The 13195-nt window shown below is 72.5% G+C and carries 10 protein-coding genes; all 10 read left to right on the plus strand.

What is annotated here, in order from left to right; genetic code table 11:
- Window positions 1-20: 20 nt before the first annotated feature.
- The 10 genes from ACXN5W_RS04090 to dnaE all read left to right on the plus strand — a co-directional run bounded on the left by ACXN5W_RS04090 (window position 21) and on the right by dnaE (window position 13117).
- Window positions 21-824: a DivIVA domain-containing protein gene (locus ACXN5W_RS04090; RefSeq protein WP_473156763.1), complete on the plus strand. Its 804-nt coding sequence runs from the start codon at window positions 21-23 to the stop codon at window positions 822-824.
- 107 nt (window positions 825-931) lie between these two features.
- On the plus strand, window positions 932-1546 hold the full coding sequence (locus ACXN5W_RS04095; RefSeq protein WP_473156764.1) for a hypothetical protein: 615 nt from the start codon (window positions 932-934) through the stop codon (window positions 1544-1546).
- Window positions 1547-1691: 145 nt separating this feature from the next.
- Complete coding sequence (locus ACXN5W_RS04100; protein WP_473156821.1) at window positions 1692-1994, plus strand: DUF167 domain-containing protein; 303 nt, start codon at window positions 1692-1694, stop codon at window positions 1992-1994.
- Window positions 1991-3493, plus strand: coding sequence for a potassium/proton antiporter (locus tag ACXN5W_RS04105; protein WP_473156765.1), 1503 nt, complete (start codon window positions 1991-1993; stop codon window positions 3491-3493). The genes ACXN5W_RS04100 and ACXN5W_RS04105 overlap by 4 nt, the downstream gene beginning before the upstream one ends.
- Window positions 3494-3825: 332 nt before the next feature.
- Window positions 3826-4242 carry a TraR/DksA family transcriptional regulator gene (locus tag ACXN5W_RS04110; protein ID WP_473156766.1) on the plus strand — a complete coding sequence of 139 codons (417 nt, stop codon included), beginning with the start codon at window positions 3826-3828 and terminating at the stop codon, window positions 4240-4242.
- A 99-nt stretch (window positions 4243-4341) separates the two neighbouring features.
- A complete protein-coding gene (gene lspA / locus ACXN5W_RS04115) occupies window positions 4342-4974 on the plus strand; it encodes a signal peptidase II (RefSeq protein ID WP_473156767.1) in 633 nt (210 codons plus the stop codon).
- 2 nt (window positions 4975-4976) lie between these two features.
- On the plus strand, window positions 4977-5924 hold the full coding sequence (locus ACXN5W_RS04120) for an RluA family pseudouridine synthase (RefSeq protein WP_473156822.1): 948 nt from the start codon (window positions 4977-4979) through the stop codon (window positions 5922-5924).
- 50 nt (window positions 5925-5974) lie between these two features.
- The gene (locus ACXN5W_RS04125) at window positions 5975-7123 is read left to right on the plus strand and encodes a hypothetical protein (protein WP_473156768.1); all 1149 of its coding nucleotides are present in this window, start codon (window positions 5975-5977) and stop codon (window positions 7121-7123) included.
- An 805-nt stretch (window positions 7124-7928) separates the two neighbouring features.
- Window positions 7929-9416, plus strand: a complete 1488-nt coding sequence (locus tag ACXN5W_RS04130) for a MinD/ParA family ATP-binding protein (RefSeq protein WP_473156823.1) — start codon at window positions 7929-7931, stop codon at window positions 9414-9416.
- Window positions 9417-9580: 164 nt separating this feature from the next.
- Window positions 9581-13117: a DNA polymerase III subunit alpha gene (dnaE, locus tag ACXN5W_RS04135; protein ID WP_473156769.1), complete on the plus strand. Its 3537-nt coding sequence runs from the start codon at window positions 9581-9583 to the stop codon at window positions 13115-13117.
- Window positions 13118-13195 lie beyond the last annotated feature (78 nt).

The following is a 13195-nucleotide window of genomic DNA, read 5'->3' on the forward strand; positions in this document are numbered from 1 at the left end:
AACTGACCCGAGGAGTTTCGATGCCGCTGACCCCGGCCGACGTCCACAACGTCGCCTTCAAGAAGCCACCGATCGGCAAACGGGGGTACGACGAGGAAGAAGTCGACGCTTTCCTGGATGAGGTCGAGCGCGAGCTGGCCCGTCTGATCGAGGAGAACAACGAGCTGCGCGCCCAGGTCGAGCGTGGTGGCCGTGGCGGTGCTCCGGCCGGCCCCGGTGCCGACCCGCGGCTGGCCGCCGAGCTCAACGATGTCAAGGCACAGCTTGACCGGGTGCAGCGGGACAAGGCCGCCGCGGAGCAGGCCGCCCGCGCCATGCAGGCCGAGCTCGAGCAGGTGCGCGCCCAGGGCGGCGTGGTCGGCGGCGGCGACGGCGAGCAGCAGGCGCTGCGGGTGCTGATGATGGCCCAGCGGACCGCCGACGACCACGTCTCGGACGCCCGCCGCGAGGCTGACCAGTTGCTCTCCGAGGCCCGTTCCAAGGCCGAGGAGGTCACCCGGGAGGCGCGGGCCAAGGCCGACGCCCTCGAGCGGGACGCGCGCCAGCGGCACCAGGAGGCCATGGGCGGCCTGGACGCCAAGCGCACCGCGTTGCAGAAGCACATCGAGGAGCTCAAGCAGTTCGAGCGCGAGTACCGCACCCGGCTCAAGGCGTACCTGGAGAGCCAGCTGCGGGACCTCGACGGACGTGGCCAGGGTCTCGAGGTGGAGATGGGTCGGACCGAAGGCAATCGGTCCGGTGCCAACCCCGCCAGCCTCGCGACGGCCGGCCTCGCCAACTCGTACGGCGGCGGGCGTTCCGGCGCCCTCGAGTCCGGCCGCTGAGCCCGGCGCCCGGCCCGACCTGGGCGGTCGTGCCGGGCCGGCGGGCGGCAGCGCCCGGAGTGCCGACCGACAACGTATGACAGGGACGAAGCGGCGGGGGTGAGCCCGTGATAGTGGGAAGCCTATTGCTCATCCTCGTCGCTATCGCGCTGCTCGTGTTCGGGTTGGCCAGCGGCTCCAGCGTGCTCCTCGTCAGTTCCATCGCGGCCAGCCTGCTGGCCGCCGTGGCACTGGTGGTCGGAGCCCGGCAGGCGGCGGTCGGCCGGGCGGCGGCCGATCCGGGCAGACCCCGGTTCGGTTCGCCCACCCGCCGGACCGACCGGGACGACCCGCGATCCTTCGCCGGTGACCTCGACGAACCCCGGTCCGCCGACGGGTGGGTCGGCACGGTCCACGGGGCGGACCCGGACGAGCCCGCCCCGGCGGATGAACGGGCCGCCGGGACGACGGTTCCGCACCAGTCGGGACCGGAGTCCGACGAGTTCTCCGACGAGCCCGGTGTCCAGTCCAGCCCGGCCGCCGACGCGGCCCTGGTGGCACAGTTGACCGATGACGTCCTCGTGGTCGACGGTCGCCCCCGCTACCACATCGCCGGGTGTTCGTACCTGACCGGTCGGCCCGCCGAGGCGTTGCCGGTCCGGGACGCGATCGGATACGGCTTCACCCCCTGCGCGCTCTGCGAGCCGGACACGGCCCTGCTCGCCGGTCAACCCCGGGGCTGAGCGCCGGGTGGCAGCGCACCGAGGCGCGCCCCGCGCGGTGGATGACCCGACCCGTGGCGCCGCCCGACGGCACGGCCGCCTGCCCGGCGCGGGGAATGACCCGATCCGTGGCTCCGCCCGACGGCACGGCCACGCGTCCGGCGCGGTGGATCCGGCTCCCTTCGTCGTGCCGGTCCGGGTGCGGCCGGGTGCGGCCCGGACCCGGGTGGGCGACGTCCGTTCCGGCCCGCACGGCCCGGCGCTGATGATCCTGGTGCCGGCGCCCGCGGTGGACGGACGGGCCACCGAGGCGGCCCGGCGGGCGCTGGCCGAGGCCCTCGGGGTACGGCCCGCCTCGGTGACGTTGCGGGCCGGCGCGACCAGTCGGGACAAGCTGTTCGAGATCGCCGACCCGCCGCCGGACCTGGCCGACCGGCTGAACGTGCTGCGCGCCGGACCCCCGGCGTGACCTCCCCGCTCGACCTCGCGCTGCTGGTCGGCGCCCTCGTCCTGCTGATCGCGGTCGGTGCGGTACGTCTCTCCACCCGGCTCGGGGTACCCAGCCTGCTGGTCTACCTCGCCCTCGGGGTGGCCATCGGCGAGGCGGGGCTGGGGATCCGGTTCGACGACGCGGAGCTGACCCGCAACCTCGGTTTCTGCGCGCTCATCGTGATCATCGCGGAGGGTGGCCTCACGGCCCGGTGGAGCACCCTGCGTCCGGTGCTCGGGCTGTCCGCGACACTCGCGACGGTCGGCGTGGTGGTCAGCATCGTCGTGGTCGGGGTGGCCACCCATCTCCTGCTGGACCTGTCGTGGCGGCTGGCCCTGCTCTACGGCGCGGTGCTGTCCTCCACGGACGCGGCGGCCGTCTTCGCCACGTTGCGCCGGCTGCGCCTGCCGGCCCGTCTGGTGGCGACCCTGGAGGCGGAGTCGGGCATGAACGACGCTCCGGTGGTGCTGCTGGTGCTGCTGCTGTCCCGGGATCCGTCGGCCGCACCGCACTGGGGATGGGAGCTGCTGACCATCGGCTACGAGCTGGCTGTCGGCGCCGCCGTCGGCTTCGCCACCGGGGTGGCGGGCCGGACCACGCTGCGCCGGGCGGCCCTGCCGGCGGCCGGCCTCTACCCGATCGCCGTGATCGGGCTCACCGTCCTGGCGTACGCGGCCACCGGGGTGCTGCACGGTTCGGGATTCCTCGCCGTCTACGTCGCCGGAGTCGTCCTGGGCAACGCCCGGCTGCCGCACCGGCAGGCCATCCTGGGGTTCGCCGACGGGTTGGCCTGGCTGGCCCAGATCGGTCTGTTCGTGCTGCTGGGTCTGCTGGTCGGGCCGGGTCGGCTGGGCGCGGCGGTGCTGCCGGCCGTGGTGGCCGGCCTGGCCCTGGTGCTGCTGGCCCGTCCGCTGTCGGTGGTGATCTCCGCCACCGGGTTCCGGGTGGGTGTCCGGGAGCAGGCGTTCCTGTCCTGGGCCGGCTTGCGCGGGGCGGTCCCCGTGGTACTGGCCACCATTCCGCTGTCGCTGCGGGTGCCCGGCGCGGACCGGCTCTTCGACGTGGTCTTCGTGCTTGTGGTGATCTTCACGGTGGTCCAGGCCGGCACGCTGCCCGCGGTGGCCCGCCGGCTGCGGGTCACCGCGCCGGGGGAGGTCACCGAACTGCGGGTGGAGACGGCGCCGCTGGAGCGGATGCGGGCCGATCTGCTCCAGTTGGAGATCCCGCCCGGCTCGCGGCTGGCCGGCGTCCACGTGGACGAACTGCGGTTGCCGGTGGGCGCCTCGGTGACCCTCGTCCTGCGGGACGGCCAGGGCTTCGTGCCGGGGCCGGACACCCGGCTGCGGCTGGGCGACAGCATGTTGATCGTGGCCACCGGCCAGGCCCGGGAGCTGGCCGAGCGGCGGCTGCGGGCGGTCAGCCGGCGGGGTCGGCTGGCCCGCTGGTTTGGAGAGTACGGCGACGGCCGGAACCGGTGATCTGCTAGCGTCGCTTTGCCCGGTTTGCGATAACAATCGGGCGGATCAAGGACATATCGGTGCGGCGCGTTGTCGGACGTCTGTACGTTCCGTATTCTTGCCAACCTCTGGAGTGCGCGAGACCACGTCGCGCGCCCCTTTCTGCATCTGGGGGAGTGATGACCGGACCGGCTACCCTTCCCGGCACGGCGTCACGCCCCGACGGTGTCACGGCGCCGACGGGGCGCCGTACCAGCCGGACCGCGCCGACCACCGGTTCCCGGACGGCCGAGCCGGGCGACCCTGTCCAGGCACCGCCGATCGCCGCGGAATCCGCGGCCTAGGGAGCGACGATGGCGAAGCCAGTCGAGACGAAGACCGCCGGCCGCAAGCCCCAGCGGGGCACCCGCACCGCCGCCGAGACCGAGAAGATCCGGGCCGCCCTGGCAGCCCGCCGGGACGAGTTGCGAGGCGAGTACGATCAGACGCTGAGCGAGATCACCGAGTTGCAGCGCGAGCGACTGACCGACTCGGCCGGCGATGACCAGGCCGACACCGGCACCAAGACGTTCGAGCGGGAGCAGGAGATCTCCCTCGCCAACGGCATCCTTGACCGGATCACACAGGTGGAGCGGGCGTTGGAACGCCTCGACGCCGGCAACTACGGCTGGTGCGAGCGGTGTGGCGATCCGATCCCGGTCGAGCGCCTGGCGGCGTTCCCGTCGGCCACCCTGTGTGTGAAGTGCAAGCAGCTGGAGGAGCGGCGATAGGGCCGGCCGCCGCAGTGGCCCCGTCGTCGGCACCGCGCGCTAGGGTGCGGTGTTTGATCTGCGGTCCAACGGTGACCGCGCACCGTCGATGGGGAGCAGATGACCGAAGCACGGCCCGTCCGGCCGGAGACCGTTCCGCCGCCGTCGGTGGCCCGGCGCCGGCGGGCGGTGCTCGTCCTGCTGTCGACCGCCGCGGTGGCGTTGCTGGTCGACCTCGGCAGCAAACAGTGGGCGCTGTCCGGGCTCACCCCCGGTGAGCCGGTCCGGCTGCTCGGCGGCGTCATCTGGCTGAGCCTCATCCGCAACAGCGGCGCCGCGTGGAGCCTGGGTTCCGGGCACACCTGGGTGTTCCCGATCATCACGCTCGCGGTGATCGGCTGGATCGCCTGGATGGCCGCCCGGCTGCGCTCGGTGCCCTGGGCCGTCTCCCTCGGCCTCGTGCTCGGCGGGGCCCTCGGAAACTTCGCCGACCGGGTCTTCCGGGCGCCCGGCGTGTTCCTCGGTCACGTCGTGGACATGATCAGCCTGTTCGGGCCGTACGGGGAGCACTTCCCGGTGTTCAACCTGGCCGACAGCTCGCTGTTCTGCGGGGTGGTGCTCGCGGTGCTGCTCGAACTCACCGGACACCGCCGGGACGGTGGCCGGGTCGACCGGACCGCCACCCTGGCGCAGCCCGGCGGCTCGGCTGGTGATCCGGGGTCCGGGTCCGGTGGAACGGAGGAACGCGCGTGACGATGCTGCCCGGTTCCGCCTCGCCCGCCGGTGCCGAACGGTCGCTGCCGGTTCCCGACGGCCTGCACGGGATGCGGTTGGACCAGGCCGTGTCCCGACTGTTCGGGCTCTCCCGGACCGCCGCGGCGGCGCTCGTGGAGGCCGGCGACGCGCGGGTCGACGGCGTACCCCGGCCCAAGTCGGACAAGGTGACCGCCGGGTCCTGGTTGGAGGTCACGCTGCCCGCCCCGCCCGCCGCGCCGACGGTGATCCCGCAGTCGGTCCCGGGCCTGACCGTGGTGTACGACGATGACGACATCGTGGTGGTCGACAAGCCGGTGGGGGTGGCCGCCCATCCCAGTCCGGGGTGGACCGGTCCCACGGTGATCGGCGGGCTCGCCGCGATGGGGCACACGGTCGCCACGAGTGGTGCCGCCGAGCGCCAGGGCGTGGTTCACCGGCTGGACGTGGGCACCACCGGCCTGATGGTGGTGGCGAAGAGCGAGCTGGCCTACAGCGTCCTCAAACGGGCCTTCAAGGAACGTGAGGTCGACAAGCGCTACCACGCCGTGGTGCAGGGCCACCTCGACCCGCTGCGGGGCACCATCGACGCGCCGATCGACCGGCACCCGCACCACGACTACCGGTGGGCCGTGGTCTCCGACGGCAAACCCAGCGTCACGCACTACGACACGATCGAGGCGTTCCCCTCGGCGAGCCTGGTGGATGTGCGGCTGGAAACCGGTCGTACCCATCAGATCCGGGTGCATTTCTCGACCCTGCGGCACCCGTGTGTCGGTGATCTGACCTACGGCGCGGATCCGACGCTGGCCAGCCGGCTGGGGCTGGCCCGGCAGTGGCTGCATGCCCGAGCGCTCAGTTTTCTACACCCCCGTACGGCGGAGCCGGTCCGGTTTGTCAGCGACTACCCTGATGATCTGGGGCAGGCACTCGCCGTGCTCCGCGACTGAACCTCGGCTGGGCTCCCCACCACGACGTCGAGCGGGAGGGGGTTCCGCCTGTGCGCGCCGGTGACCTGCTACGACAGTTGGACCGCCGGGTACTGCCCGCGCTCGGGCGCCTCGTCGGCGAGTTGGGATGCGACCGACGTGGGTTGCCCCTGCTCACCGGTGCGACGCTGGCGTCGGTGCTGGCCGTGCTGTTGACCACGGCCTGGGTGCTCGGCCGGCCGGTGACCGGCCCGCCGGTAGCCGCCGGGCCGCCCCGGATCGGGGTCCACCAGGGGGAGTCGGTCCCCAGCTACGTCGCGACGAGTCGGGATCGGCTGGCCGAACTGCTCCGCCCGGGTGAGCCGGCCGGTGAGACGTACGCCCTGGTGACCCTCGCCGAATACCTGCCGCCGAACCGGCTGTCCGGCGCGCTCGCCGAGACCGGTGTGGCCGAGGTGTTCGGCCGGGTGCCGTTGCCCGCGACGGAGACCGAGAGCATCCGGATCGAGGCCCGGCGGATCCCCGCCGACGTGCTGGCGGGGATGGCCGACGCGGCCCGGCAGCGCGAGGCCGCCGCCCGTGATCTGCGCCGACGGGCCGCCGCCGCGGGTGTGGCCAGCGGGCCCGACCAGGCGTTGCGGGTACGGCTCACCGAGCAGGCCGCGGTGGCCGAGGCCGAGGCGGCCGCGTACCGGTCCGGTTGCGACTGCGTCTACGCCGCGGTGGTCCGCGCGACGCCGCCGGTGCTGGGACGGTTGGCCGACCGGCCGGAGATCCGGGCGGTGGATCCGGCCCCGGGGGTGACCCGACTGGACGAGGCCGTGTTCGTCCCGCCGCTGCCCGAGCAGCGGGACACGGTCCTGCCCGGGACCGAGCCGGTGCCGCTGTCGCTGCCCGCCTCGACCGATCGCCCCGTACCGAACCCGCCGATGCCGGTGCCGGCATCGTCGCTGGCGCCGTCAGTGCCGTCGCTGTCGCCGTCACCGTCGGCCCCGGTGCTGCCCCCGTCCTCGGCCGCCTCGTTCCGCACTCCGGAAGGCGTCCAACCGTCCCGATCGGAGAGTCCGGTCCCGATCCCGACTGCCGAGACAGCCACCCCCGGTGCTCCCACGGGTTTCCTCGGCACGTCCGCCCCGCCGACGCCCACCGGTACCGCGACACCCCGGCCCGGTGCGCCACCCCGACCCCGGGTTCACCGGCGAGGTACGGCTCCGGCGTAGCCGGACGGGCCCGGATCGGCGTACGGTGGCCGCGGGTCCATCGGCACACCTTGTAGCCGGTTCATCAACGGGACGGCAATCTGCGTGCCCCGGTGTGGCCCCGACAGGGTTTGGTTCGTAGCCTGTCAGGCGGGGACCGATCGCGCTGGGAGGGCGAGCCGTGGACGGCACCGAGAACGGCTGGGGCCGCCCGGCAGAGCCTGCGCCGCGTTGGCGGGCGCTGCTCGACCGGGCCCGGGGCGGTCGTTCGACCGACCACTCCGAGCCGGAGGGGCGGCGCGGCGAGGAGTCCCGGGGGGCGTCCCGACGCGCCAACGGTGGTTCGGCCCGGGGTGCGACCCCCGACGCCGGCCCTGCCGCTGGCGCTCCCGACTGGTCCGGGGTGCCGGCCACCCGCAGCGGCTACCCGGAACCGAACGGTGACCGGTACCGGCCGGACGACCTGGGCGGGAGCGGCTTCTTCGACAACGACGGCAGCGGCGGCCCGGAGCCGGGGGATCTCGCGGCCGCGCGCCGGTTGAGTGAGTCGCGGTATGCCGCGCTGCGGGACCTGGCCGCGGAGGAGGAGGGGCCGCAGTCCCGGTACGCCCCGTTGAACCCGGACTACCCGCCGCCGGCCAACTCGCGGTACGCCCTGCTGGACAACTCATACCCGGCGTCCCCGTCGGATCCCCCGCCCGCACCGGCCGACCGGGCACAGCCGTGGACCGATCCGTTGTCGCGTCCGGAACCGATGCCGCGTCCAGATTCGTTCTCGCGTCCGGATCCGTTGTCGCGTCCGGAACCGTTGTCGCGCGCGGAACCGATGCCCCGTACCGAGTCGATGCCGCGCGCCGAGCCGGTGCCGCGCCCCGAACCGTCACCGCGGGCGGAGCCGGTGCCGCGTCCCGAGCCGTCGCCGCGGGCGGAGCCGTTGCCCAGCCGGGGCGGGGCCGGCCGGCCGTGGACCGAGCCCGCACCCGGGCGCGCCGAGCCTCCGGCCGCGTGGGGCGAGCCGGCTGCCGGGCGCGCCGAGCCGCCCACCACCGCGTGGGCCGAGCCGGCGTCGCGCGGTGAGTCGGACCCGCAGCGCGCTCCCCGGATCGAGCCGGACCGGCCGTGGACGGAACCCGTCCGCCAGCCCGGCCCGGAACCGGTGCCGGCCCGGCCCCGCCGCGCCGCCCCGCCGCTGTCACCCCGTCCGGCCGGGAGCGCCGCCGTCGGCATGGCGCAGCCCGGCATCGCCCGGGTCGGGTCCGCGCCGGTGGCCCCGCCGGTCAACCCGACGCCTCCCGTCGGCTCGCCGGGCGGCGTGGTCCCGCCCGGCACCGCCCAGGTCGGCACGGCCCCACCCGGGCTGCTGCCACCCGGTACGGCGCCCGGGCTGCTGCCACCCGCGCCACCCGGTCTGCTGCCACCCGCCACGGCACCCGCGGCACACGGCCGGGCCACCATCGAACCCGGCTATCCCCGGACCGCTGCCCGGCGGCGCCGCGCGGTCGATCGGGAGACCGAGCGGGCCACCGCGATCCTCGGGCGCGACATCGACCGCCCCCGGGTGATCGCCTTCGCCAACCCCAAGGGTGGCGTGCACAAGACCACCGCCACCGTGCTGGCGGCGGCCACCATCGGCAGTGTCCGGGGCCGCGGCGTACTGGCCTGGGACGACAACGAACTGCGTGGCACCCTCGGGCTGCGCGCCGGCAGCGCCCGGCACGCCCGGACCATCCGGCACCTGATCGCCGACCTGATGATGATCGAGGCGAGTTCCGGCACCGCGCTGTACGAGCGGCTCGACGACTACCTGCGACACGCCTCCGACAACTCGTACGACGTGCTGGCTGGCGAGGAGAACTCCCGGTTCGCCTCAAGGCTCGACCAGCACACCGTGGGCCGGGTGCTGGACCTGCTGCGCCGCACCCACAACGTGATCTGCGTCGACACCGGCAACAACGTGGAGAGCGCGAACTGGCAGACCGTGCTGCGGGCCGCCGACCAGCTTGTGGTCACCACCGTTCCCCGGGAAGACGCCGCGTTCACCGCCGACTGGATGCTCGATCTGCTGCACGAGGTCGGCATGAGCGAACTCGCCAACAACGCGGTCACCCTGCTGTCCTGCCCGACCCCGGGACGTTCGCCGTTGCTGGACGACCTCCAGCGGCACTTCGCCACCCGGACCCGGGCGGTGGCCGTCGTGCCCTACGACCCCATGCTGGAGACCGGTTCGTCGATCGAGTACGGGCAGCTCCAGCCGGAGACCCGGGAAGCCTGGTTGCAGGCGGCCGCCGTGATGGTGGAGCCCTTCGTCCGCTGACCTTGCGGGACCGGCCGGTCACGGTCGGCGTCGGTTTCCGGGCCGGGAGTGTCGATCATCTCGTCTTCGCCGTGTTGGCACTGCCGGTGGGGCGCCCCGGGGACTAGGCTCGGGGACCGGCGGCGACGGGGGGTCGGTGCCGGTGGACTTGAGGGGGGCTCCGGGTGTCTGACTCGTTCGTGCATCTGCATGTGCACACCGAGTATTCGATGCTCGACGGGGCCGCCCGGCTCAAGGAGCTGTTCGCCGAGACGAACCGGCTCGGCATGCCCGCGCTGGCGATGACCGACCATGGCAACCTGTACGGGGCGTACGACTTCCACAAGCAGGCCGTCGCGGCGGGCATCAAGCCCATCGTGGGGTTGGAAGCCTATTTGACACCCGGCACCCACCGGGGGGACCGGACCCGGGTGCGCTGGGCCGACGGCGGCGAGAACGACGTGTCCGGCGGTGGCGCGTACACCCACATGACCATGCTGGCCGCGGACGCCGACGGGCTGCGCAACCTGTTCCGGCTCAGTTCCCGGTCCAGCCTGGAGGGCTTCTTCTACAAGCCGCGCGCCGACCGGGAGCTGTTGAACGAGTACGCGAAGGGCATCATCGCCACCACCGGCTGCCCGTCCGGCGAGATCCAGACCTGGCTGCGGATCGGCAACTTCGACAAGGCGTGCGAGTCGGCGGCCGAGTTCCGGGACATCTTCGGCCCGGACAACTTCTACCTGGAGCTGATGGACCACGGGCTCGGTATCGAGACCCGGGTCCGGGAGGACCTGCTGCGACTGGGCCAGCGGCTGAACCTCAAGCCCCTGGCCACCAACGACCTGCACTACACGTACGAGAAGGACGCCGACGCGCACGAGGTGCTGCTGTGCGTGCAGTCCGGCTCGACGATGGCCGACCCCAAGCGGTTCAAGCTCGAGGGCCGCAGCTACTTCGTGAAGTCCCCGGCGCAGATGCGCGAGCTGTGGGACAGCCAGGTGCCGGGTGCCTGCGACAACACCCTGGAGATCGCCGACCGGATCGGCGACTACGCCGAGGTGTTCGCCTCCCGCAAGCTGATGCCGCAGTTCCCGGTGCCGGCCGGCGAGACCGAGGAGTCCTGGCTGCGCAAGGAGGTGCTGCGCGGGCTGGACCACCGGTTCCCCGGCGGGGTGCCGGAGGACCGGCGCGTCCAGGCCGAGTACGAACTCGACGTCATCCTCAAGATGGGCTTCCCGGGCTACTTCCTGGTCACCGCCGACCTCGTGGCGTACGCCAAGCGGGAGGGCATCCGGGTCGGTCCGGGCCGTGGCTCGGCGGCCGGCTCGCTGATCGCGTACGCCCTCGGGATCACCGAGCTGGACCCGATGGTGCACGGCCTGCTGTTCGAGCGGTTCCTCAACCCCGACCGCATCTCGATGCCCGACATCGACATGGACTTCGACGAACGTCGGCGCGGCGACATGATCCGGTACGCCACCGAGCGGTACGGCGACGACCGGGTCTCGCAGATCATCACGTACGGCACGATCAAGGCGAAGGCCGCGATCAAGGACGCCGCCCGGGTGCTCGGCTACCCGTTCGCGATGGGCGACCGGATCACCAAGGCCATGCCGCCGGCGGTGATGGGCAAGGACATCCCGCTGGGCGGCATCTTCGACCCGAAGCACCCGCGCTATCCGGAGGCGGTGGAGTTCCGGCAGCTCTACGAGTCGGACGGAGAAGTCCAGAAGATCGTTGACACCGCCAAGGGCCTGGAGGGGCTCAAGCGGCAGTGGGGGGTGCACGCCGCGGGCGTCATCCTGTCCCGGGACCCGCTGATCGACGTGCTGCCGATCCACAAGCGGGAGCAGGACGGCGCGATCATCACCCAGTGGGACATGGGCGCGTGCGAGACCATCGGCCTGCTCAAGATGGACTTCCTGGGCCTGCGCAACCTCACGATCATGGACGACTGCCTGGACTCCATCCGGGAGAACCGGGGCATCGACCTGGTCCTTGAGGAACTGCCCCTGGACGACAAGCCGGCGTACCAACTGCTGGCCCGGGGTGACACGCTCGGCGTGTTCCAGCTCGACGGCGGCCCCATGCGCTCGCTGCTGCGCTCGATGATCCCGGACAACTTCGAGGACATCTCCGCGGTGCTGGCGCTGTACCGGCCGGGCCCGATGGGCGCCAACGCCCACAACGAGTACGCCGACCGCAAGAACGGCCGCAAACCGGTGGTGCCGATCCACCCGGAGCTGGCCGAGAAGCTCGAGGACATCCTGGGCGACACCTACGGGCTGATCGTCTACCAGGAACAGGTCATGGCGATCGCCCAGCAGCTCGCGGGTTACACGCTGGGCGCCGCGGACCTGCTGCGCCGGGCGATGGGCAAGAAGAAGAAGGAGATCCTGGACAAGGAGTACGTGCCGTTCTCCGAGGGCATGAAGGCCAACGGCTACTCCGACGCCGCGATCAAGACGCTGTGGGACATCCTCGTCCCGTTCTCCGACTACGCCTTCAACAAGGCGCACACCGCCGGCTACGGGCTGGTGTCGTACTGGACCGCGTACCTCAAGGCCAACTACCCGGCCGAGTACATGGCAGCGCTGCTCACCTCGGTCGGCGACGACAAGGACAAGTCCGCGGTCTACCTGGCCGAGTGTCGCCGGATGGGCATCAAGGTGCTCCCGCCGGACGTCAACGAGTCGAACGCCCGGTTCGCGGCGGTCGGTGAGGACATCCGGTTCGGTCTCGCGGCCGTCCGTAACGTCGGTACCAACGTGGTCGAGTCGATCCGCCGGTCCCGCCAGGCGAAGGGCGCGTTCACCGACTTCTACGACTATCTGCGCAAGGTCGACGCGGTGGCCTGCAACAAGAAGACGGTCGAATCCCTGATCAAGGCCGGCGCGTTCGACTCGATGAAGCACAGCCGCAAGGGTCTGCTGGCGATCCACGTGGACGCCATCGACTCGTTCCTGGACATCAAGCGCAACGAGGCCGTCGGCCAGTACGACCTGTTCGGCGACGCCTTCGGCGGTGGCGACTCCGGCGGGGGTGGCGGCATGGTGGTGACGCCGCCGATTCCGGACGGTGAGTGGGACAAGACCGACCTGCTCAGCTTCGAGCGCGAGATGCTCGGCCTGTACGTCTCCGACCACCCGCTGTTCGGGGTCGAGCACGTGCTCGCGGCGGCGGCCGACATGTCGATCCCCGCCCTCTTCGAGGAGGGCCGGGTGAACGACGGCCAGGTGGTCACGCTCGCCGGCATCCTGTCCGGGGTGCAGCGCCGGATCACCAAGCAGGGCCGGGCCTGGGCGTCGGCCAGCCTGGAGGACCTGGGCGGTGCCGTCGAGGTGCTGTTCTTCCCGAACACGTACGAGGTGGTCGGGCAGTACATCGCCGAGGACGCCATCGTGGTGGTGAAGGGTCGGGTCGACCGGCGTGACGACCAGCCCCGGCTGATGGCCATGGACCTGTCCATTCCGGAGATCACCGCCGCCGACGAGGTGAAGCCGGTGGTGCTGGCCCTGCCGCCGTCCCGCTGCACCCCGCCGCTGGTGGAACGGCTGCGGGAGGTGTTGACCAGCCATCCCGGCTCGGCCGAGGTCCACGTCAAGCTGGTCAACGGATCCCGGGCCACCCTGCTGCGGCTGGGACCCACCCGGGTGTCGCCGACCACCGCGCTGATGGCCGACCTCAAGGCCCTGCTCGGCCCGAGCGCCGTCGCCGGCTGACGGCGATCGGCAAGGTCGCCTGGAGCATCCTGGCTGACCGGACCGGTGTCCGGGCCGTCGACCAACTGGCCGAGGACG

The sequence above is a fragment of the Plantactinospora sp. A48 genome, assembly GCF_055793945.1.

Bases quoted from the DNA above. Each gene is read 5' to 3' on its own strand.
- ACXN5W_RS04090 (WP_473156763.1), top strand. From the start codon at position 21: ATGCCGCTGACCCCGGCCGACGTCCACAACGTCGCCTTCAAGAAGCCA.
- ACXN5W_RS04110 (WP_473156766.1), top strand. From the start codon at position 3,826: ATGGCGAAGCCAGTCGAGACGAAGACCGCCGGCCGCAAGCCCCAGCGG.
- lspA (WP_473156767.1), top strand. From the start codon at position 4,342: ATGACCGAAGCACGGCCCGTCCGGCCGGAGACCGTTCCGCCGCCGTCG.
- ACXN5W_RS04120 (WP_473156822.1), top strand. From the start codon at position 4,977: ATGCTGCCCGGTTCCGCCTCGCCCGCCGGTGCCGAACGGTCGCTGCCG.
- ACXN5W_RS04130 (WP_473156823.1), top strand. From the start codon at position 7,929: ATGCCCCGTACCGAGTCGATGCCGCGCGCCGAGCCGGTGCCGCGCCCC.